Below are 20,436 nucleotides of genomic sequence, written 5' to 3'. Positions count from 1 at the left end.
TGCAAGCAGTAATTCGCGAGGTGACTTATGGAGACCACATTCTGCACCAACAAAGAGGAAGGGCCGTCTGTGAGTTCGCAAGACCGAACCGGCAGTCGCGGTAAAGCCAAGGCCAAAGTATTGGCCTTGGTCGGCACCAGCGCATTGCTGTTGACGGGATGTTCAGCGGAAGTTCAACGCGGTTGGCTTCCGAACGTGGACCGCGACACCACCAACCACACTGCAGCAATCCAGGACTTCTGGGTTAACTCGTGGATTGCAGTGGTTGTCATCGGTGTTTTGACCTGGGGCTTGATGCTGTGGTGCATCATCGCCTACCGTCGCCGCAAGAACGATACTGGCTACCCACGTCAGCTGAGCTACAACCTGCCATTGGAGATCTTCTACACGGCCATTCCATTGGTCCTTGTTCTGGTCTTCTTTAGCTTCAACAACAACCTGGTTAACAGCATCAACAAGCCTGTTGACTCGGAGATCGTCGTCGACGTTCGCGCCAAGCAGTGGGCTTGGGACTTCAACTACACCTTCGATGGTGGCCAGGAGAAGCACTACGCCGGCATTCAGGCTCACCTGAACGAAGATGGCTCCGAGGGCATTCAGGAAACTCTGCCAACCCTGTACCTGCCAGTTGGCAAGTCGGTAGAGTTCCAGCTCAACAGCCGCGATGTCATCCACTCGTTCTGGGTTCCGGCCTTCCTTCAGAAGCTGGATATGATCCCAGGTAAGACCAATCACATCTACCTGACCCCACAGGTTGAAGGTACCTTCGACGGTAAGTGCGCCGAGCTTTGCGGCGAGTACCACTCCGAGATGCTCTTCAACTTGAAGGTTGTCAGCGAGGCAGAGTTCAAGGCTCAGATGGCCAAGCTGGAAGATGGACACATTGGTGAAGAATACGATCGCAGTCCGGACACCGTGAACAGCGTGATCGTTAAGCACGAAGGGGAAGGAGAGTAATCGCTATGACTACGTTTGAATATGCAACTGACGACGTGAAGTCGATTGCCCCAGCCGTTGTGCCGAAGTCCAAGGGTCGCCTCTTCGTCGACTTCATTACTTCGACCGACCACAAGAAGATCGGGTACATGTACTTGATCATGTCGTTCGTCTTCTTCTGCATCGGTGGCGTTATGGCGCTGCTGATCCGCGCAGAGCTTTTCGAACCAGGTATGCAGATCCTGCAGACCAAGGAACAGTACAACCAGCTGTTCACCATGCACGGCACCGTCATGCTCCTGATGTTCGCAACCCCGCTGTTCGCAGGTTTCGCCAACGTCATGATGCCGCTGCAGATCGGCTCGCCGGACGTGGCCTTCCCACGTTTGAACGCACTGGCTTTCTGGTTCTTCGCCTTCGGTTCGACCGTAGCGCTGGCCGGCTACCTCACCCCGCAGGGTGCAGCCAGCTTCGGCTGGTTCGCTTATGCACCGCTGTCAAACACCACGTTCTCGCCGGGCATCGGCGGAGACCTGTGGGTCTTCGGTCTGGCTCTGTCGGGCTTCGGCACCATCCTTGGTGCAGTGAACTTCATTACCACCATCATCTGCCTGCGTGCACCAGGTATGACCATGTGGCGTATGTCGATCTTCTCGTGGAATACCCTGATCACTTCGTTGCTGATCCTGATGGCTTTCCCGCCGCTGGCAGCTGCTCTGTTCGCACTGGGTGCTGACCGCCGCTTCGGGGCGCATATCTTCGATCCGGAAACGGGCGGTGCCATTCTTTGGCAGCACCTGTTCTGGTTCTTCGGCCACCCTGAGGTGTACATCATCGCGCTGCCGTTCTTCGGCATCGTTTCCGAGATCTTCCCGGTCTTCTCCCGCAAGCCGATCTTCGGCTACAAGGGCCTGGTCTTCGCGACCATCTCGATTGCTGCCCTGTCGATTTCCGTGTGGGCACACCACATGTACGTCACCGGCTCGGTTGCACTGCCGTTCTTCGGCTTCATGACCATGCTGATCGCGGTTCCGACCGGTGTGAAGTTCTTCAACTGGATCGGCACGCTATGGCGCGGCTCGATCACCTTTGAAACCCCGATGCTCTGGAGCATCGGCTTCATGATCACCTTCCTGTTCGGTGGCCTGACCGGTATTATCCTGTCGGCTCCGGCTCTGGACTTCCACGTTTCCGATACCTACTTCGTTGTGGCTCACTTCCACTACGTGGTCTTCGGTACCGTTGTCTTCGCAATGTTCGCTGGATTCTACTTCTGGTGGCCAAAGTGGACCGGGCACATGCTCAACGAGCGTCTGGGCAAGATCCACTTCTGGTTGCTGTTCGTTGGCTTCCACGGAACCTTCCTCATCCAGCACTGGCTGGGTGTCATGGGTATGCCACGTCGCTACGCCGACTACATGCCTGAAGACAACTTCACTGCCATGAACCAGGTCTCCACCGTCTTCGCATTCATCCTGGGCGCTTCGATGATTCCATTCTTCTGGAACGTCTGGATCACCCACCGCAATGCCAAGAAGGTTGAAGTTGATGATCCATGGGGCTTCGGCGCTTCGCTGGAGTGGGCAACCTCTTGCCCTCCACCACGTCACAACTTCCACTCGATTCCTCGCATCCGTTCGGAGCGTCCAGCTCTGGATCTGCACCACCCGGAATTGAGCGGCCGCGTCACCCCAGAGTCTCCGGTAGCGAAGATCTTTGGCCCCGCTGATCAGAAGGACCTGTAAAGATGAAAGTTGAAGCATGGATGTTCCTGGGAGGAATTTTCTTCTTCATCCCAGTGGCTTTCGTTTACGGTTACATGACCAACTGGCAGGAACTCGTCGGCTTCCCTGCACTGCTGCTGACCGGCGGCCTGTGCGGCATGGTCGGCTGGTACCTGTACTTCACCGCCCGCCGTGTCGGCCCTCGTCCAGAGGACCGCGTCGACGGTGAGATCCACGAGAACGCAGGCGACATTGGACACTTCTCCCCATGGAGCTGGTGGCCACTGGTACTCGCCGGCGCTGCAGCCATCGGCTTCCTCGGCATTGCCGTTGGATGGTGGGTGTTCTTCGTAGGCGCAGGCCTGGCAGTGATCGCACTGGTTGGTTGGGTTTATGAATACAGCCGCGGTGACCACGCACACTAGGCACTAACCCTAACGGGGTGACAAGCAATATTGCTTGTCACCCCGTTAGTCTTTTAACAGCAGTATTCCTACCCGCTTGATATCCAGGCGCGTTGATGAGGAGGAGTTCCCGGTGCGCCATGCTCCGCAGCCGATCGTGCAGGCAGTTCTTGATCCGGACAGCAAGGTCAGCAAATACCGACAGATCAGAGAAATCCTCAAGAACCATGCCCGCGAGGATTGCAAGCCCGGCTACCGCCTCCCGCCAGAACGTGTGCTCGCAGAACACTTCGGAGTGGCCCGCAAGACCATCCGGCAGGCAATCGACGCGCTGGTCGATGAACAGGTGCTCAAGCGTGTTGTGGGTATCGGAACATTCGTTGTGCCTGAGAAGCTCGACCTGCGCGTACGTCTGCACTCCTATTCAGAAGACATGATGCGCCGAGGCATGGTGCCAGACGCCCACGTACTGGAATTCTCCGAAATCAAGGCCAACCCCAACCTCGCATCCCAGCTCATGGTCGAGGAGGGAACCGGTGTCGTGCAGTTCAAGCGCCTCCTGCTGGCCGACGGCACCCCCATGAGCTTGGATGAAAACTACATGCCAGCCGATCTGGTGCCCGGATTCGTCGACGGCGAGCCTCCTTCGAAGCTCTACCAAGCCCTGCACGAACGCTATGGCATCCTTCTGGAGTGGGGCGAGGACCAGGTCGAAAGCACCGCCGCCAGCAAGCGACAGGCGCAGCTGCTGGGCGTGGAACCCGGTTTCCCCCTGCTGCAGATCACCCGCTACGCCTACATCGGCGAACGCCTGGCCGACTACTCGATCTCCTTGTACCGTTCGGACCGCTACAAGCTGTTCGTGCCGCTGCAGCGCCTCGGAACCGGCACACCGCGTTATACCGACACGGTCTAGTAGCGGACCCTGATGGACAGGCGCACGGGCGGGGAGAGTGCTCCATCCGACTCTGGGTGCTGTACCGTCCCTTGCGCAGGAGCCTCCGCTTGGAAAGTTCTCCCGGAGCATCTACAAACCTCCGATTAGCGCGAGGTGCGGGAACCCCAGCAGCGCGGGACCAGATCAGTCCTGTCGATACATCGGGAGCGTGGCGATTCCTGGCCACTAGCAGATCAGCGGTGGGTATCCTGCCGATGAGAGCCGAAGTCCCAGTTTTGCACTTTACGGCGGGGGGAGGCCCGCGCTTAGCCCTCAGCTCGGACTCGATGATGTCGGCAGTCCGGTCAACGCTTGCCATGGCCAACAGCTCCTGGTACCCGTGTAGCAGGGTCAGAACGCCGCCGGCCGACGAGGAACCCACTTGGCTACTGTTGAGGCCCTCAGCGGTCATTCTGCGGCCTGCAGGGTTGCGGGTTAACGAAACGAGGGACATACCTTTCGGTATGTCCCTCGTTTTGTGACTAACGCGAGTCGAGATTACTTCTCGATCGAGTCCTGCTTCTCGCCTTCAACCTCGTGGTGGCCGTGGGCTGCCTTGGCAGCTGCGAGCTCCGACGGGGTTACTGGGGCGACGCGATCTTCGAAGAAGAACTTCGAGATCTTCGCACGACGCTTCTCCTTGCGGGAGATGTGCCCGGCAGCATCCGGCTGGGCCGGGATGTACTGGTTGTCGTTGAAGTTGGTCAGGAGGTAACGCTTGTAGACATCTACTTCCTCGTGCTTCTCCGAGAAGCCACCTTCCGGCGACATCTGGATGATGCCGGCTTCGCGGCCGTGCAGCACGATCTCGCGATCCTTGCGCTGCAGCGACAGGCAGATGCGGCGAGTCAGCCAGAAGGCCACCAGTGGGCCGACGAAGAACAGCGCGCGCAGCCAGTAAGTGACATCGTTCAGTGCGACGTGGAAGTGGGTTGCAATCAAGTCGGACGAGGCAGCTGCCCACATCACGCAGTAGAAGACAACACCAGCGGCGCCCATTGCGGTGCGGAACGGTGCGTTGCGCGGACGGTCGAGCAAGTGGTGCTCGCGGTTGTCCTTGGTAACCCAGCGTTCGATCCATGGCCATGCGAACATGACCGTGAACAGGGCACCTGCAGGAACCAGGGCTGGCAGCAGCACCGAGAGGACCAGGGAGTTGTCGCCCCATGGGAACGGAATGTTCCACACGAAGCTGAAGTCGCCCAGGACACCCGGCATCAGGCGCAGCGCGCCGTCAACGAATCCGATGTACCAGTCAGGCTGGGTACCAGCGGACACCGGCGACGGGTCGTACGGACCATAGTTCCAGACCGGGTTGATCTGGAAGATACCCGAAATGAAAGCAACGATGCCGAAGACGATGAAGAAGAAGCCGCCAGCCTTGGACGCGTACACAGGACCCACTGGGAAGCCAACAACGTTGTCATTGGTGCGACCCGGACCAGGGTACTGGGTGTGCTTGTGGGTCACAACCATGAACAGGTGGATAACCAGCAGCAGGATAATGACCGCAGGCACGATCATGATGTGCAGCGAGTACAGACGCGGGATCACGTGCTCGCCAGGGAACTCTCCGCCGAAGAAGAACATCGACAGGTAGGTGCCCACAACAGGCAGGGCCTTCATCACGCCGTCGATGATGCGCAGACCGTTACCGGACAGCAGATCATCTGGCAGGGAGTAGCCGGTGAAGCCAGCAGCCAGGCCCATGATCAGCAGCACGCCGCCGACGACCCAGTTCAGCTCACGCGGGCGACGGAACGCACCGGTGAAGAACACGCGCAGCATGTGCACGGAGAGGGAAGCAACGAACAGCAGCGCGGACCAGTGGTGTACCTGGCGCATGAACAGACCGCCACGCACGTCGAAGGAGATATCGAGCGTCGACGCCATTGCGGTCGACATGCCGATACCCTTCAGCGGTACGTACGAGCCTTCGTAGACCACGTGGGCCATCGAAGGATCGAAGAAGAAGGTCAGGAAGGTGCCGGAAAGCAGCAGCAGTACGAAGGTGTACAGCGCAACTTCACCGAACATGAAGGACCAGTGGTCAGGGAAGATCTTGCGACCGAATTCCTTGACGATGGTCGAAGCTCCGACGCGGGTGTCGACGAAGTTGGCCAAGCGGCCGGTCGCGGTCGACGGAGTGTATTCGTTAGTAGTCGCCATGATTACTGACCACGCTCCCAGTAAGCCGGGCCAACCGGTTCGTGGAAGTCGCTGCGGGCTACCAGGTAGCCTTCGGCGTCAACCATGATTGGCAACTGCGGAAGTGCGTGACCTGCCGGACCGAAGACAACCTTGCACTCGTTGGCGAGGTCAAAGGTGGACTGGTGGCAAGGGCACAGCAGGTGGTGGGTGTGCTGCTCGTACAGAGCAATGGGGCAACCCACGTGGGTGCAAATCTTGGAGTAGGCGACGATGCCGTCGACATTCCAGTCTTCGCGGCCTTCGGAGATGTTCATCTCCTGTGGATCCATACGCATCAGCAGAACAACGGCCTTGGCCTTTTCGTTCAGTACGTCCTCGGCCTCGTTCAGACCCTCGGGAATGACGTGGAAAGCCGAGCCGATCTGTACGTCCGAAGCCTTGATCGGGGTACCCGATGGGTCGCGGGTCAAACGAACGCCGGTGTCCCACATGGTGTGACGCAGCTGTTCGACCATTTCGCCAGCGGTCTTTCCGGAACGCTCAAGGTCGCGGAACATGAAGATCGCAGGGATCGGAGCCAGTGCAATGGCGCCAATCAGGCTGTTGCGGATCAGCGGACGGCGCTTGATGCCAGACTCTTCGATGATGGTGTCAACGATTTCGACTGCATCCTGGCGATCTGCTTCGGTGCGAATCTCGTGGCGGCTCTCGACCAGTTCGTGGTCCGGCATCAGGGTCTTGGCCCAGTGAACGATGCCGACACCGATACCCAGCATCGCGAATGCGGTGCCGAGGCCCAGAGCTGCGTTCTGAACACGAAGTTCAGCGAAAGTCATGTCGCCCAGGTGGCCCAGGACGAAGTAGGACACGAAGAAGAACAGCGTGCCGATGATGGAGATGGTAAATAGGAGCGCTACTTGGCGCTCGTGTCGCTTGGCTGCGCGCGGATCGCGGTCTGCGAGACGCGGACGGTGCGGAGGTAGTCCTGGATCCGGGAACCGGTCCTGAGCCACATCGTCAGCCTTAGCAACGGTGCCCGAGTTTTCGGGACTGCCGTGACTATGGTCGCCCATGTTTCTCTCTCATCCTTCTGTTAGGAATTTTTGTACGTAGTGATGTTTGCGGCGCTACGCCGCGAGTGCCTTAGGAAGGACGCGAGGTCAACCAAATGGTGAAGGCGATGATGATACCCAGACCAGCGGTCCAGACGAACAGGCCTTCAGCCACTGGGCCAAGCGAACCGAGAGCAACGCCGCCGGCCGAACCATTAGCTTCAATGGTCTTCAGGAAGGTGACTACGTCACGCTTCTCGTCCGGGGTGATGTTCGAATCGTTGAACACAGGCATGTTCTGTGGGCCGGTAACCATTGCTTCGTAAATGTGCTTCTCGCTGACACCAGCCAGGGTCGGAGCAAACTTACCGCGGGTCAGGGCGCCACCGGCAGCAGCGGCGTTGTGGCACATTGCGCAGTTGACGCGGAACACGGTTCCACCGTGAGCGGCGTCGCCCTTGGTGGTATCCAAGCTTTCCTCATCCGGGATTGCCGGTCCTGCGCCGAGGCTGGCAACGAATGCTGCCAGCTGCGAGATCTGCTCATCGGTGAACTGCACTGGCTTCGCCTGGGCCTGCGGGCCCTGCATCTGCATCGGCATGCGGCCGGTACCAACCTGGAAGTCGACCGATGCGGCGCCGACGCCGATCAGCGACGGACCCGAGTTGGTTCCTTCAGCGTTCATACCGTGGCAGGTCGCGCAGTTGGCGACGAAAAGCTTTCCGCCTTCATCTACATCCGACTGCGAGGCAGTGGTGGTGTCCGCAGCCTTCGCTTCGCTGATGCTTCCCGCTGCAGTGTAGAGACTGCCGGTAATCAGCAATCCGAATAACAGCAGGGCCACAGCGGCGAGCGGGTGGCGGCGCTTTTTCGAAAGAGCCTTCACTTGCTGATTCCTCACTTAATTTCTTGGTGTGGTGTTGCCGTACTTCTGTGGAGGCAACTGATGAATTGTTAGTTGCCTACTTCAAGAAGTAGATGATCGCGAACAGAGCAATCCAGACAACGTCAACGAAGTGCCAGTAGTAGGACACGACGATGGCGCCGGTTGCTTCGAAGTGGCCAAACTTCTTCGCGAGCATCGCACGACCAATGATCAGCAGGAATGCAATCAGGCCACCGGCAACGTGAATGCCGTGGAAGCCGGTAGTCATGTAGAACGCCGAAGCATAGCCGTTCGAGTTCAGAGCAACGCCCTCATGAACGAGGACGGCGTATTCGTAGGCCTGGACCGAAACGAAGATAGCCCCAAGGATGAAGGTGAGAATGAACCATTCGATCATTCCCCATTCCTTGAGGTTGAACACTCCGCCGGTGCGGCGAGGCTTAAATGCCTCGGCCTTGAAAACACCAATCTGGCACGTGAACGAGCTGGACACCAGAATCAAGGTGTTTACCAGCGCGAACGGTACATTCAGCTTGGCAGTTTCAGTCGCCCAGAGATCGGGCGCGGCAGCACGGAGGCTGAAGTACATGGCGAAGAGGGCGGCGAAGAACATGAGCTCGCTGGAGAGCCACACCATCGTTCCCACCGACACCATGTTTGGGCGGTTCGGCGCATGTGGCGCCGTCGTATTTGGGGCATGAGTCGCAGTTGTCACACTGACATTATGTCTCTAAACGGCCCTCAGATACCAATACAAAAAGGGTCTGACAGTGGTTTCTTCCACCACATCAGCGCAACAACCGCGGAAACACGCGGAAGTTCGAATCAAACTCTTTCTACAATTCGTAGAGCTTGATTCGGCGAGTCACGCGAAACATTTACTTATGCAACACCTGTGTTGCGTAATTCTTCCCTGCAAAGTGCCGTTTTCAGAGGCCGGAGACACAACTTCTTAAGACATGAAGTAGAACGATTTCCGTGCTTCTCGTTAGGCTTACATACGTGTCAACGAGCCTTGTAAACGAAAAGTTCCCAACGTGGCCAAATCTGCTGTCCACACTGATTTCAGGCGGCGATCTCAGCCGTGATGAAGCCGGCTGGGCAATGAACGAAATCATGAACGGCGAAGCAAGCGACGTACAAATCGCTGGCTTTTTAGTCGCGCTGCGCGCCAAGGGCGAAACAGTGGGCGAATTGACTGGTTTGGTCGACTCCATGGTGGCCAATGCACGCCCATTGAGCATCAAAGCACCAACTCTGGACATTGTTGGAACTGGTGGTGATCGACAGAATACGGTCAACATTTCAACCATGGCGACGCTCGTCTGCGCTGGCGCCGGGGTCAATATCGTTAAGCATGGCAACCGCGCCTCGTCGTCATCCTCCGGTTCCGCTGACGTGCTCGAAGCCCTCGACGTGCGACTTGATGTACCAATCGAGCAGCTTGTGGAGGTTTACGACAAAGTTGGGATTGCGTTCTGCTTTGCCAATATCTTCCATCCTTCGATGCGGCATGTGGCGAACGCGCGGAGTCAGCTCCGGATCCCGACAGCCTTCAACTTCATGGGGCCGCTCACCAACCCAGCGCTCCCCAGTGCTTCAGCGATTGGTTGTTCAGACCTTCTAATGGCACCGATCATGGCAGGCGTCTTGGCCAGTCGCGGTGTTCGAGGCCTGGTATTCCGGGGCGAGGACGGGCTAGACGAAATGACCACCACCGCGCTGAATCGCGTTTGGGAAGTCCGCGATGGGCAGGTCAACGAGTTCACTTTCGATGTTCAGGATATTGGCATCGCTCCAGCGACGCTCGAGGATCTTCGCGGTGGCGACGCTCAACATAATGCTCAGGTTGTACGCGACATCGTCAACGGTTCCACGGGTCCGGTGCGCGACGCGGTTCTTGTGAACGCGGCCGCTGGCATCGTAGCGTTCAATGAACAGGCCGAGGGTAGCTTCGAAGACCGAATGGCAGCCGCCCTGGACATGGCCAAGCGGTCAATCGACTCTGGTGCCGCGGCCAAGGTGCTAACCACTTGGTCCCAAACCACCACTGCGATAGTCGGTAGGTAGCCACATACCGCGGAAAACAAATCGAGGCCTTGGTTCAACGCATTACAAGCGTTGAACCAAGGCCTCTTTTGGATGGTGCGCTTAGTCGCCCAAGTCCAGGGAGAACGCAGCATCCAGGTCGTGCGTGGAGTACGCGCGGAACGCAATATGCGTCTGGGTCGCTTTGATCCCAGGGATCTTGGAAAGCTTGTTCGCGATAACCTCAGCCAGGTCTTCATGCTTGTGCACGTGTGCGATCGCGATCAGGTCCCAATCGCCGGCAACGGAGTAGACCTCGCGAATGCCTTCGATTTCCGAAATCTGCTGGGCGGACTCAGGAATGCTGTCGGTAGCCGTCTGAATCATTACGAATGCGGTAACCATTGATACCTCTCAATGCTCGTGACCCGCCTACTTTTGGGCCATCCTCTTGACTCAACCTTAGTCGACGTTGGGTCAGACTCCAGCTTTTCGAGTACGACCAGAATTACCGAGGTACAAGTTTTAAGATTTGTGAAATAGAAGACAATGTTTTAACATTGTTCCATGATTGTCTTGACTATTGATCAGAGGCGTTCGCGTTCCTCTGACGACAAGGTTGAAGCACTGGTCAAACAGGCCAATACTACCGTATCGGTGGTCCGCCCGTTCCAGCGAACCGCCGGCGACGAAATCCAAGCCGTGATGGATGATGCTTCGGAAGCGATTCGTCTTGCGGTGATGATGGCGGCTTCGGGGGACTGGAGCGTTGGCATCGGCTTCGGTCAGGTTGAAACGCCCTTGCCTGCCGAAACGCGCGCAGGTCGCGGTCCCGCTTTCGAATTCGCCAGGGTGGCAGTTGAGCGGGCCAAGAACACCAATGCGCATCTAGCAGTGCATGGGCCGACCAATGAAGCGACTCGGTTGGAAGCGGAGTTGCAATTGACAGCTGCGGTCGTATCCAAGCGTCGCGCCACGGCGTGGGAGGCTGGAACGCTGGCTGATGAAGGCATGACCCAGCAACAGATCGCCGCACGTCTTGGCATCACGCAGCAGGCCGTTTCGTCTAGGCTGTCAGCAGCCCTGTGGTTCGAGGCGAACCGCATGATGGATGAGGCGGCCAAGTCGCTTGGCCGCCAATTAAAGCGGATAGGGGAGTAGCGCACGTGTTCTGGACTGCCTGGGTCATTTTGATCGCTGCCACCGGCCTGTCTGTTGCGGCGAGTTTTCTCAGTTACGCAAAAGGACGCCGCGCTTCGATCCGAACTTGGCTTACCATCGCCGCCGCAATACTCGTGCTGGCTGCGCTGGTCTTCGGGCTCATGGGTCACGCGGTCGACGGCAACCAGCCAGTACCGGCCACCCTGGCGATTTCGCTGAGTGTGCTCTTTGCCTTGGCCTTCGGCGGTCCGTTCACCGAATTGGTTTTCACCTTGGCCTCTCGAAATCCCGATCCCTCGGCACAAGAAAAGTCCGATCCGTCGCCGCTGCGTGGCGGGTTGTGGATCGGACTTCTTGAACGTGCGGCGATCGTGGGGACGCTCTGGGCCGGCTGGCCCGAGGGGACTGCGGTCGTCCTGGCCGTCAAGGGGCTTGGCCGATTCGCTGAACTGAAAAACCACCAAGCTGCCGAACAGTTCATCCTCGGGACTTTCGCCAGCGGGCTTGTAGCGGCCGGCGCTTACGGATTAGGCCTGTTGCTTAGCTGAGCGCTTGGCGATCAGCCCTGTGACTAGGCGCCTGCCCAGCAGGAACAGTCCGAGTACCAGCGTGGCAACGATAACGAAGGCCACGGCAGCCGTGTCGTTGAACGCAAGTCGCAACGCGATGCCCAAAGCCACGGTTCCAATCCATATGAGGATTCCGCTGGGCCATAGGTTGTTAATGGTTTTCCACGGGCGCGAGGCCAGGGTCACGATCGCGTAGCCGATTAAGAATGGAAGTGCCGTCCATAAGATCCCGCCAAGCGAGAGCCCGTGCTCATGTTCGCGGCGGCCGAGCAGGGCGAAGATAACGATCAGTACAAGGTCAATGGCAACCCAAGCGGGCCACTGACGGATTTTTTGAGCCATGAAATTATCCTAGGTTCTTCTTCCAGCAACAACGAATCAATTGATTGCCCGGACGGTGTTGCGGTGCGGCGGCAGAGGCCGGAATCACGGCACAGGCAAGAGAGGCGGATCCCCGAGTGTTGGAGCGCACCAATCGTACTTTTCAAAAGTGGCAGGTGCCCTTGTACCTGCTTGCGGTGGCGGCCGCCGCGGCGTTCGGCCTGATGCGACCTCAGGCGGCCGCCGAGCTGGATTCAGGAATCAATCCGGTTCTCGGCCTGTTGCTCTTCGCGACCTTTCTCGCCATTCCGCTGACCCGGCTCGTCGGAGCTTTGCGCAACATCCGGTTCCTCCTGGCCGTGGTGATCCTGAACTTTCTTGCGGTTCCGCTGGTTGGCTGGCTGCTGAGCCGCGTGGTTGCCGCAGATGCCGAATTGCTGATCGGCTTGCTGCTGGTGTTGCTCGCACCGTGTGTCGACTACGTCATTGTGTTCACCCGGATCGCCGGGGGAGCGGGCCACCAGCTGCTGGCGGCCACGCCTGTATTGATGCTCCTCCAGGTGGTCTTACTGCCCGTCTATCTGTCCTGGTTTGCCGGCGGAGCATTGGGTGAGGTCGTCACCCCCGAACCGTTCGTCCATGCATTCACGTGGCTGATAGCAGTTCCGCTGGTTTCAGCCATGCTGGTGCAGCTTTTGGCCCGCAGGTTTAGATCGGCCGAGGTTCTCGAGGATCTGATGGATTTGCTCATGGTGCCGCTGATGATCCTCGTACTGTTCCTGGTGGTGGCTTCACAGGTCAGTTCGGTCAAGGCCGATTTCTCCCGTCTGTTGGCGGTCGTGCCTCTCTACGTGCTTTTCCTGGTCATCATGCTGCCCTTGGGAAAGGGAATCTCACGCATCTTCAAGCTCGCAGTGCCAGCTCGGCGTGCACTAGTCTTCTCCGGTGCCACGCGGAATTCGCTGGTCGTCCTGCCGTTGGCCCTGGCCATGCCTGAGCCATTTGCCCTGGTGCCTGCCGTTGTAGTGGCACAGACGATCATCGAGCTTCTCGGAATGCTGATCTATGTCAAGGTGGTGCCTCGACTGATTCCAGAGAAGCTCGGTCTGGGCAGTTCATCGAATTCCTGACCGCCCTCGGCGGATCCAGCCGCCCTGGCTGAATACCCGTCCGACGGGTCTAGACTGGGCAGACCAATCAGAGGGGAGTACCAGCCATGGGCCGCCTGATCTACGGCATGAATGTGAGTCTGGACGGCTACATCGCCGATGCCGACGGGGATATTTCATGGGGCGTTTCCACCGAGGAGCTATTCAGATGGTGGCTTGAGGAAGAACAGTCGATGAGCCTCATGCTATACGGGCGCAAACTGTGGGAAACCATGAGCTCGTATTGGCCCACGGGGGACCAGGCCCCCGATGCCCGGCCAGACCAGGTTGAATATGCCCGCAACTGGCGGGACACTCCCAAAATGGTGTTCGCTTCCGACAGCCTTCCGCTTGATTGGAATACGAGGCTGTTTACCGGTGATGCAGTAGCGGAAATCCGAAGGCTCAAGAAACAGTTCATCGGCTCCATCCGCATCGGCGGTGCATCGCTTGCCTCCGCTGCCATGCGCGCGGGCCTGATCGATGAATACACCCTGGTCACGCATCCGGTGCTTGTCGGAGGCGGCACCCCGTTCTTCGCCTTGATCGACCGGTATATACACCTCGAACTCGTGGAAACTTGAGTCTTCGACGGGGGAGTGACGATGGGTAGGTACCGGTTTGCGGGTTGAGCGCATGGACCGGTTGTCGCGGCATCCTGGAAACCCGCATCCGGCAATTCGCAACTGCCACACGTTCATGGTTGCTTTCTGGCCCCGGTCGGTACGTGGACGCGAGTTACTGGGCGTCTTCTGGCGGGGCTTCAAGTCATCTGGGAGCCTGTAATCCAACTCACCGTACAAGGAGCTTCGCATGGGTCGCATAGTAGCCGTGAATTTCGTCAGTATCGACGGGGTCATGCAAGCGCCATTGTCGGCAGAGGAAGACCGTGACGGTGGGTTCACTGCTGGAGGCTGGGCCGCAGCCGCAGGTGACGACACCGTGGACGCCGTCATGCGCAAGCTGACGACCTCCGCAGCTGGCATACTGTTGGGCCGAAGGACCTATGACATCTTCACCGAGGCTTGGTCTCAGGCGGATGCCGCCGACCCTTCCATAGCGTCAATGAATCGAATGCCCAAGTATGTCGTCACCCGGAACACCGACCGGCTTGCATGGGCCAACAGCCGGCGGCTCGGGGGAGACCTGGCCTCTGGAGTCCGCGAGGTCCGGGAATCAACGAAAGGTAGGTTGGTCGTCTTCGGTTCGGGCCAACTGGTGCAGGCCCTGGCGAAAAACGATCTGATCGATGAATACACGTTGCTTCAGCACCCGATCGTCCTCGGATCCGGCAAACGACTTTTCGGCGTTGACGGCCACCGCACGGACTTTATCTTGTCAGGCTCGCTGATTTCACCAGCTGGCGTCGCCATCCTGACCTACCAGCGATCTGTGAATCCCTGAACGCAGGACGCAGTTCTCGTTCCGGGATGGTGAACTGCGCGGCCCAGGATCACAGCGGCACGGTTATCTGGCGACAGCGCTGGATCGTCGCCGCTGATCAATCACTAGACGCAGGAATCTACTGACCTGAGGCCGTCGCCAATCGATGCTCGCATGCACGGTTGAACCGGCAGTACCTGGTCGGTTGGGGAGAGTCAGATTTCCACTACTTTACATAATGTAGATTATCGGCTTATCGGCAATGTCCGTAGAAGCCACTGCATTCCCTGTTTTTATCGCGTTTCAGCAACGTGAATGAATACGCGCTACGAAGCTTCACCATCGGCCTGCTGCTCCATGCGGTACCGCGCAAAGTCCAAAGTCTGGCGGATGAACTCTCGTGCACGCTCGTCGCGCATCGAATAGATCATGTGACGCCCGGACTTGCGGGCTTGCAAGACTCCAGCCGTCCGCAGACGTGTCAGCAGCTGGCTGACGGTCGACGGCGTCACGCCAACCTGCTGGGCCAATTCGGACAACGTACGGTCCTCGTGACATAGTGCCCACAGGATCTGCAGCCGCGCCGGGTCGGAAAGAGTCTTGAGCACCAGCACGGACATATCCAGCAGGTCGCTGTCGATAATTTGGTCGCGCATCGGTTCAGCCACAGATTCACTGGTCATGACGCGCGCTCCCAATCATCCAAATGGCACCGAGACCTTCCCGGAGCCGATACATGCTTCCCGTTCGCAAGTGAGTCCATTATGGTCACGCAAGCGGATAAAGCGATAGGTTCAAGGAAGAGATCTTAGGAATCGTCACTGTATTCAGCTCTCCCGCACCTGCTCCCCTGAATAAATCTTCTTGTTCGAATTAACGTAATACGACTCTGACGACTGCGTTTCTGCGCTATTGACGTCCTTTGGGTGTTCTAGGTTTCGATCGGCGTGGCACGGAGCACATAAATTGGCCAACCACGCGCCAGATGGGAAGATTTATATATGCCCTCCATGCCCCCGAAAACAGCACCGGCCAGAGAGCTTGAGGCCCGGATTCTATGGAATATCGAAGGCCATCAGCTGTCCCCGGACGCACAGCAGCTGCGGTTGATCGGCACTCTCAGCTCGACCGCGGCCAGCGGATTCTCGGGCGACCTACACGGCGCCTATATCTTCGGCCCGCCGGGGCGTGGAAAGACGCTGATCATCAATGCGCTGGTTGCCTCGTTGCCGCCGCAAACTACAGCGAGGTTCCACTTCCACGAGTTCTTCCAGAACCTGAACTCCCCCAAAAACCGTGTTCCAGGCCAGCGCCTGGGCGCGATCTTCAGCCAAGGCTTGGCGCGTGAGCTCAAGGGGCTGCAGATCCTGGTCTTCGACGAGTTCCACTGCACCGAACCCGGCGACGCGATGCTGATGGTGCGGTTGGTCAAATACTGCGCGGAACATTCGATCTTCCTGGTTGCCACCTCGAACTACGAACCGGAAAAGCTGCTCGACGACGACGCCTTCCACCACCTGGTGCAGCCCACCATCGCAGCGATCCGCGAGAACTTTGCGGTCTTCGAACTCAATGGAGCCGTCGACTACCGCACGCTGGATTCTGATGATCAGGAATTTAAGCACGGATACCGTGCGGGAACCCTGTCGGTGGGAATCAACGCCGAACCGGGCTCCGAGCTGCGCGACTTGATCCGGATCGGCTACGACGAGATCGGCCCTGCCTGCGTGGTGGGTGAAACCATCTGGATCAGCTTCGCCCAGTTGTGCGGCACCCGACGCAACACGGCGGACTACCTCGAGCTGATCCAGCGATTCACCCGCTGGCACATCACGGGAATCCCGGCCAGCCTGGGCCTGCCCAAGGACGAGGAGCGCCGGCTGGCGAACGTCCTGGACATCTTCTACGACCGCGACATCGAGCTGCACCTGTACACCGCTGACAGGCTCGAACACCTGGGCTCGATGCTCCACGACACCGAACGCGACCGGCTGGCCTCACGCCTGGCGCAGCTGAAACTTATTGAACTTGAACGGATGGGCCTGTAACCATGAGCATCACCTACTCCCCCGAAGAACTCGAAAACCTGGTCGTCGAGGTGCTCAGCCAGGCCGAAGACAATGTGGTGCCGATCGTCCAGCTGGGACACCCCGTCCTCCGCCAGCCGGCCGTCAGCTACACCGGGCAGCTGCCCAAGGAACTGCTCGACGAGCTGCTGGCCGTCATGCGCCACACCATGTACGACGCCCCCGGCGTTGGCCTGGCCGCCCCGCAGATCGGCATCCCCCTGAAGATTGCCGTGCTCGAAGACCTCTACAACCTGCCAGAAGACATGGCCGCCGAACGCGAGCGAGAGCCTCTGGAATACTTCGAGATCTTCAATCCGAGCTACGAGGCGCGCGGCGCACGCACGGCCAAGTTCTACGAAGGCTGCCTGTCCTTCGACGGATTCCAGGCAGTCGTGACCCGGCCTGCCGACATCCGGGCCATCTACGAGGACCGCGACGGGAAACAGGTAGTCCGCGACTTCTCCGGCTGGCAGGCGCGGATCGTGCAGCACGAAACCGACCACCTGTACGGGACCGTCTACATCGACAAGGCGGCCACCCGTTCGCTCATCAATGAAACCGAACTGTGGCGCCACCAAGGGCTCTCGGTGGCCTCCGCCAGAGAAACCCTGGGATTCTGATGCAGGACGCCACCACGCTGCTCTGCCCCCTTTGCCGCGGCGCGCTGGAGCTGTCCATCGCACCCCGCCGCACACTGGCCTGCCCCGCCGGCCACCGCTATGACGCGGCCAAGCAGGGCTACTTCAACTTCCTGACCGGCAAGGGCACGAACTTCCTCGAAGACACCTCGCCGATGGTGCTGGCTCGCGAGGCCTTCCAGAACCGGGGGCACTACGCGCCGCTGGCCGCCGAACTCGCAGCCCTGGTCGCAGCGCACCATCCAGCCGACCAGCTGGATATCATCGACGCCGGCGCCGGCACCGGCTACTACCTGGGAGAAATCCTGGACCGCCATCCGGCCACTCGCAAGGACGCGCTGGCCATGGACATCTCCCGCTTCGCCATGCGCCGGGCCGCCAAGCTGCCGGACACGCTGGCCGTCGTCTGGGATGTCTGGCGCGAGATCCCCAGCCGGGATGAGTCCCGCGACGTCGTGCTCAACTGCTTCGCGCCGCACAACCCGGCGCAGTTCCGCCGCGTCCTGCGCCCGCAAGGGCTGTGCCTTGTCGTCACCGGAGCCGCTGACCATCTGGAAGAAGTCCGTGAGCCGCTGGACATGCTGTCGATTGCCGGCGGCAAGCAGGAGGCACTGGTCGAGAAGTTCGGCACGGAGCAGCTGGCCCATCTGGGATCCCGAAACCTGAGCTACGCCATGGAACTTGATCCCGAGGACCTGTTCAACCTGGCCTTCATGGGACCGGCCGGGCACCACCTGTCCCCCGAGGTGCTGCGCGCCAAGGCCGCGTCCCTCGGAAGTCGCACCGTCACAGCATCCTTCGACGTACATTTATTCGTCCCGCAGGGCTAGAAAATACCCCAAAATGACTACACCTTTCCCCTGCTGATTACGGCAGAATGGAGAAAAGGCCACTCGCAACTGGCCCTTGATCTATTTGAGCAAAGGTGGAAGCCATGACAACGGCGGAATGGATCGTCAGCAACGCATGGGTCATCTGGCTCGCGGTGTTCCTGCTGCTGGCGATCATCGAGATGCTTTCGCTCGACTTGTACTTCATCATGCTCGGCGTCGGGGCCCTTGGCGGTGTCGCGGTCGCGCTCTTGGGCGGCCCCATGTGGCTTCAGGTCGTCGTCTTCTGCGGTATCTCCCTGCTGATGATCCTGCTGGTCCGACCCATTGCCGTGCAACACCTGAAAAAGTCCCCGGACGGTTTCCGGACCAATATCGAACGCCTGATCGGCGAGGACGCCTTGATCCTGGAGCCGACCTCGCGCCTGTCCGGCTCGGCAAAGATCCACGGAGAAATCTGGACGGCCCGCTCAGAGGCGAACTCGCCCACCATGATGCCCGGCACCTACGCGGTGGTCCGCCGCGTCCAGGGTGCCACCGCTTATCTGGAACCCGCGCCCCAGGCCCCGGAAAGCTGACCCGCCATAGCGGCTTTCCGTCCCATGATTTATCACTCAAGCACAAGGAAAGAGAGTACAAACCATGTCCGGTAATGGCTTTGGCTTGACCATCGTCCTTGTCGTTCTGGCGATCTTCGTGATCGTCGTGCTACTACGCAGTGTGCGTATCGTGCCCCAGGCACGAGCGGGCATTGTGGAACGCCTCGGCAAGTACAACCGCACCCTCAATCCGGGTCTGACCCTCCTGATTCCCTTCGTGGACCGGCTGCTCCCGCTGCTGGATCTGCGCGAGCAGGTTGTGTCCTTCCCGCCCCAGCCGGTGATCACCGAAGACAACCTCGTCGTCTCCATCGACACCGTGGTGTACTTCCAGATCACCGAGCCGCGTGCGGCCACCTACGAAATCGCCAACTACATCCAGGCAGTTGAGCAGCTGACCACCACGACGCTGCGTAACGTCGTCGGCGGCCTGAACCTGGAAGAGGCCCTGACCAGCCGCGACCAGATCAACGGCCAGCTGCGCGGCGTGCTGGACGAGGCCACCGGCAAGTGGGGCATCCGCGTCTCGCGCGTCGAGCTGAAGGCAATCGATCCGCCCCTGTCGATCCAGGACTCCATGGAGAAGCAGATGCGCGCCGAGCGTGACCGCCGCGCCGCGATCCTGACGGCAGAAGGCACCAAGCAGTCCGACATCCTGACGGCCGAGGGTGAGCGCCAGGCGGCCATCCTCAAGGCCGAGGGCGACGCGCAGGCCTCGATCCTGCGCGCCGACGGCGAGGCCCAGGCCATCCAGAAGGTGTTCGACGCAATCCACGCCGGCCGCCCGGACCAGGAACTGCTGGCCTACCAGTACCTGCAGACCCTGCCGAAGCTGGCCGAAGGCACCTCGAACACCCTGTGGGTGATCCCGAGCGAGCTGACCGAAGCGCTCAAGGGCATCGGCGGAGCACTGGGCGGAACGGGCGCTGACAAGAGCCCGACGACTCCGGGTACCACCGAGGGAATCTGATTCCCCGGGTGATCCGAACAGATCAATAACCACGCTGCGGCGAGGTGCGAAGCTTGCACCTCGCCGCAGACGCGTATAATGGATGTTTTGGTGCGAAAATTTACCTTCCCCCCACTTGGGATGGAATTATTTCAGCGCGCCAAACGTTGGTACGTGTAGCGAATTTTTTAGACATCGCGGAGGGAAAACATGAGCGATCGCAGCCTACGAGGCATGCGCCTGGGTGCACAGAGCATGGAATCTGAGGCAGGTGTGGAGCCGGCTGCCCGTCAGCGCGTCGAATACCGTACCGAAGAGGGTGAAACCGTCTTCATCGTCTTTGCCGCCGAGGCAGAGATCCCGGCAACTTGGACCACCAAGACCGGCAAGGAAGCCAAGCTGGTGCATGGCGAGGCCAAGGCCGAGGAAGCCAGCAACGAGAAGCCTGTGCGTACGCACTGGGACATGCTGCTGGAACGCCGCAGCGAAGAAGAACTTGAGAAGATTCTGGCCGACCGCCTGACCCAGTTGCGCACCTCGCGCGGCGAAGCCGTCTAGGCAGCAGCGGCACTGCGGGCCGGTTCCCCTAACCATTCGTCAGCGGCACCTATAGGTTATACAAAACTCCCATCCCACCAGACGGACAACTAT

23 protein-coding genes are annotated in these 20,436 nt (G+C 59.3%); 16 read left to right on the top strand and 7 right to left on the bottom strand.

The annotated features are described in order from the left end of the window. Positions 1-69: 69 nt before the first annotated feature. From ctaC to RF641_RS07255, 4 genes are all read left to right on the top strand, one after another. Positions 70-957 (top strand): aa3-type cytochrome oxidase subunit II, encoded by an 888-nt coding sequence (ctaC, locus tag RF641_RS07270; RefSeq protein WP_047119130.1) that lies wholly within the window; start codon positions 70-72, stop codon positions 955-957. Between the two features lie 5 nt (positions 958-962). Continuing rightward, positions 963-2,681, top strand: a complete 1,719-nt coding sequence (gene ctaD, locus RF641_RS07265; RefSeq protein WP_047119129.1) for an aa3-type cytochrome oxidase subunit I — start codon at positions 963-965, stop codon at positions 2,679-2,681. A gap of 2 nt (positions 2,682-2,683) precedes the next feature. Continuing rightward, positions 2,684-3,085, top strand: a complete 402-nt coding sequence (locus RF641_RS07260; protein ID WP_047119128.1) for a cytochrome c oxidase subunit 4 — start codon at positions 2,684-2,686, stop codon at positions 3,083-3,085. Between the two features lie 112 nt (positions 3,086-3,197). Further along, positions 3,198-3,980 (top strand): GntR family transcriptional regulator, encoded by a 783-nt coding sequence (locus tag RF641_RS07255; protein WP_082123898.1) that lies wholly within the window; start codon positions 3,198-3,200, stop codon positions 3,978-3,980. 519 nt (positions 3,981-4,499) lie between these two features. Here RF641_RS07255 and qcrB read toward each other — a convergent pair. The 4 genes from qcrB to ctaE form a co-directional block, all read right to left on the bottom strand. Then, complete coding sequence (gene qcrB / locus RF641_RS07250) at positions 4,500-6,170, bottom strand: cytochrome bc1 complex cytochrome b subunit (protein ID WP_424572871.1); 1,671 nt, start codon at positions 6,168-6,170, stop codon at positions 4,500-4,502. Positions 6,171-6,172: 2 nt separating this feature from the next. Next, positions 6,173-7,225 (bottom strand): cytochrome bc1 complex Rieske iron-sulfur subunit, encoded by a 1,053-nt coding sequence (gene qcrA, locus RF641_RS07245; protein ID WP_047119125.1) that lies wholly within the window; start codon positions 7,223-7,225, stop codon positions 6,173-6,175. A 70-nt stretch (positions 7,226-7,295) separates the two neighbouring features. Further along, a complete protein-coding gene (qcrC, locus tag RF641_RS07240) occupies positions 7,296-8,090 on the bottom strand; it encodes a cytochrome bc1 complex diheme cytochrome c subunit (RefSeq protein ID WP_047119124.1) in 795 nt (264 codons plus the stop codon). 76 nt (positions 8,091-8,166) lie between these two features. After that, positions 8,167-8,805: an aa3-type cytochrome oxidase subunit III gene (gene ctaE, locus RF641_RS07235; RefSeq protein WP_082123897.1), complete on the bottom strand. Its 639-nt coding sequence runs from the start codon at positions 8,803-8,805 to the stop codon at positions 8,167-8,169. Positions 8,806-9,092: 287 nt separating this feature from the next. Here ctaE and trpD point away from each other — a divergent pair, with 287 nt between their 5' ends. After that, a complete protein-coding gene (gene trpD / locus RF641_RS07230; protein WP_047120732.1) occupies positions 9,093-10,160 on the top strand; it encodes an anthranilate phosphoribosyltransferase in 1,068 nt (355 codons plus the stop codon). Between the two features lie 81 nt (positions 10,161-10,241). Here trpD and RF641_RS07225 read toward each other — a convergent pair whose 3' ends face one another. Further along, a complete protein-coding gene (locus RF641_RS07225; protein WP_047119123.1) occupies positions 10,242-10,523 on the bottom strand; it encodes an Lrp/AsnC family transcriptional regulator in 282 nt (93 codons plus the stop codon). A gap of 162 nt (positions 10,524-10,685) precedes the next feature. On the opposite strand from RF641_RS07225, the gene RF641_RS07220 reads away from it, so the two are divergent. Together RF641_RS07220 and RF641_RS07215 are read left to right on the top strand one after the other, a co-directional pair. Beyond that, the gene (locus tag RF641_RS07220; protein ID WP_047119122.1) at positions 10,686-11,279 is read left to right on the top strand and encodes a sigma factor-like helix-turn-helix DNA-binding protein; all 594 of its coding nucleotides are present in this window, start codon (positions 10,686-10,688) and stop codon (positions 11,277-11,279) included. A 5-nt stretch (positions 11,280-11,284) separates the two neighbouring features. Beyond that, the gene (locus tag RF641_RS07215; RefSeq protein ID WP_052772366.1) at positions 11,285-11,827 is read left to right on the top strand and encodes a hypothetical protein; all 543 of its coding nucleotides are present in this window, start codon (positions 11,285-11,287) and stop codon (positions 11,825-11,827) included. Here the strand turns inward: RF641_RS07215 and RF641_RS07210 are convergent. Then, positions 11,807-12,190, bottom strand: a complete 384-nt coding sequence (locus tag RF641_RS07210; protein WP_047119121.1) for a DUF3054 domain-containing protein — start codon at positions 12,188-12,190, stop codon at positions 11,807-11,809. The two genes, RF641_RS07215 and RF641_RS07210, sit on opposite strands and share 21 nt — an antisense overlap. 116 nt (positions 12,191-12,306) lie before the next feature. Between RF641_RS07210 and RF641_RS07205 the strand changes: the two genes are divergently transcribed. The 3 genes from RF641_RS07205 (at position 12,307) to RF641_RS07195 (ending at position 14,721) form a co-directional block, all read left to right on the top strand. Further along, entirely contained in the window at positions 12,307-13,299 is a 993-nt protein-coding gene (locus RF641_RS07205) for an arsenic resistance protein (protein ID WP_047119120.1), read from the top strand. 86 nt (positions 13,300-13,385) lie between these two features. Then, positions 13,386-13,901, top strand: a complete 516-nt coding sequence (locus RF641_RS07200; protein WP_424572870.1) for a dihydrofolate reductase family protein — start codon at positions 13,386-13,388, stop codon at positions 13,899-13,901. Between the two features lie 229 nt (positions 13,902-14,130). Then, positions 14,131-14,721, top strand: a complete 591-nt coding sequence (locus tag RF641_RS07195) for a dihydrofolate reductase family protein (protein WP_424572869.1) — start codon at positions 14,131-14,133, stop codon at positions 14,719-14,721. A gap of 305 nt (positions 14,722-15,026) precedes the next feature. Here RF641_RS07195 and RF641_RS07190 read toward each other — a convergent pair whose 3' ends face one another. Next, positions 15,027-15,383: an ArsR/SmtB family transcription factor gene (locus RF641_RS07190; RefSeq protein WP_060617011.1), complete on the bottom strand. Its 357-nt coding sequence runs from the start codon at positions 15,381-15,383 to the stop codon at positions 15,027-15,029. Between the two features lie 327 nt (positions 15,384-15,710). Between RF641_RS07190 and zapE the strand changes: the two genes are divergently transcribed. From zapE to RF641_RS07160, 6 genes are all read left to right on the top strand, one after another. Further along, on the top strand, positions 15,711-16,748 hold the full coding sequence (gene zapE, locus RF641_RS07185) for a cell division protein ZapE (RefSeq protein WP_424572868.1): 1,038 nt from the start codon (positions 15,711-15,713) through the stop codon (positions 16,746-16,748). Between the two features lie 2 nt (positions 16,749-16,750). Beyond that, positions 16,751-17,389 carry a peptide deformylase gene (locus RF641_RS07180; RefSeq protein ID WP_424572867.1) on the top strand — a complete coding sequence of 213 codons (639 nt, stop codon included), beginning with the start codon at positions 16,751-16,753 and terminating at the stop codon, positions 17,387-17,389. After that, on the top strand, positions 17,389-18,237 hold the full coding sequence (locus RF641_RS07175; RefSeq protein ID WP_047119114.1) for a putative RNA methyltransferase: 849 nt from the start codon (positions 17,389-17,391) through the stop codon (positions 18,235-18,237). Before RF641_RS07180 ends, RF641_RS07175 begins: the two co-directional genes overlap by 1 nt. A gap of 104 nt (positions 18,238-18,341) precedes the next feature. Continuing rightward, on the top strand, positions 18,342-18,815 hold the full coding sequence (locus RF641_RS07170; protein ID WP_424572866.1) for an NfeD family protein: 474 nt from the start codon (positions 18,342-18,344) through the stop codon (positions 18,813-18,815). Between the two features lie 64 nt (positions 18,816-18,879). Continuing rightward, positions 18,880-19,806 (top strand): SPFH domain-containing protein, encoded by a 927-nt coding sequence (locus RF641_RS07165; protein ID WP_047119112.1) that lies wholly within the window; start codon positions 18,880-18,882, stop codon positions 19,804-19,806. A gap of 189 nt (positions 19,807-19,995) precedes the next feature. Next, complete coding sequence (locus RF641_RS07160) at positions 19,996-20,343, top strand: RNA polymerase-binding protein RbpA (protein WP_047119111.1); 348 nt, start codon at positions 19,996-19,998, stop codon at positions 20,341-20,343. Positions 20,344-20,436: the final 93 nt, after the last annotated feature.

Source organism: Arthrobacter sp. 'calajunan', assembly GCF_046940185.1.
In the GTDB taxonomy this organism is placed as follows: Bacteria; Actinomycetota; Actinomycetes; order Actinomycetales; family Micrococcaceae; genus Glutamicibacter; species Glutamicibacter soli.
This window is presented reverse-complemented; position numbering and strand designations above follow the sequence as displayed.

Excerpts from the sequence above, each read along its gene's own strand:
- RF641_RS07190 (WP_060617011.1), bottom strand. The coding sequence starts at position 15,383 with ATGACCAGTGAATCTGTGGCTGAACCGATGCGCGACCAAATTATCGAC.
- RF641_RS07180 (WP_424572867.1), top strand. The coding sequence starts at position 16,751 with ATGAGCATCACCTACTCCCCCGAAGAACTCGAAAACCTGGTCGTCGAG.
- RF641_RS07165 (WP_047119112.1), top strand. The coding sequence starts at position 18,880 with ATGTCCGGTAATGGCTTTGGCTTGACCATCGTCCTTGTCGTTCTGGCG.
- RF641_RS07170 (WP_424572866.1), top strand. The coding sequence starts at position 18,342 with ATGACAACGGCGGAATGGATCGTCAGCAACGCATGGGTCATCTGGCTC.
- RF641_RS07175 (WP_047119114.1), top strand. The coding sequence starts at position 17,389 with ATGCAGGACGCCACCACGCTGCTCTGCCCCCTTTGCCGCGGCGCGCTG.
- qcrA (WP_047119125.1), bottom strand. The coding sequence starts at position 7,225 with ATGGGCGACCATAGTCACGGCAGTCCCGAAAACTCGGGCACCGTTGCT.
- RF641_RS07225 (WP_047119123.1), bottom strand. The coding sequence starts at position 10,523 with ATGGTTACCGCATTCGTAATGATTCAGACGGCTACCGACAGCATTCCT.
- RF641_RS07195 (WP_424572869.1), top strand. The coding sequence starts at position 14,131 with ATGGGTCGCATAGTAGCCGTGAATTTCGTCAGTATCGACGGGGTCATG.
- RF641_RS07200 (WP_424572870.1), top strand. The coding sequence starts at position 13,386 with ATGGGCCGCCTGATCTACGGCATGAATGTGAGTCTGGACGGCTACATC.
- zapE (WP_424572868.1), top strand. The coding sequence starts at position 15,711 with ATGCCCCCGAAAACAGCACCGGCCAGAGAGCTTGAGGCCCGGATTCTA.
- ctaD (WP_047119129.1), top strand. The coding sequence starts at position 963 with ATGACTACGTTTGAATATGCAACTGACGACGTGAAGTCGATTGCCCCA.
- RF641_RS07210 (WP_047119121.1), bottom strand. The coding sequence starts at position 12,190 with ATGGCTCAAAAAATCCGTCAGTGGCCCGCTTGGGTTGCCATTGACCTT.
- qcrB (WP_424572871.1), bottom strand. The coding sequence starts at position 6,170 with ATGGCGACTACTAACGAATACACTCCGTCGACCGCGACCGGCCGCTTG.
- RF641_RS07160 (WP_047119111.1), top strand. The coding sequence starts at position 19,996 with ATGAGCGATCGCAGCCTACGAGGCATGCGCCTGGGTGCACAGAGCATG.
- RF641_RS07260 (WP_047119128.1), top strand. The coding sequence starts at position 2,684 with ATGAAAGTTGAAGCATGGATGTTCCTGGGAGGAATTTTCTTCTTCATC.
- RF641_RS07220 (WP_047119122.1), top strand. The coding sequence starts at position 10,686 with ATGATTGTCTTGACTATTGATCAGAGGCGTTCGCGTTCCTCTGACGAC.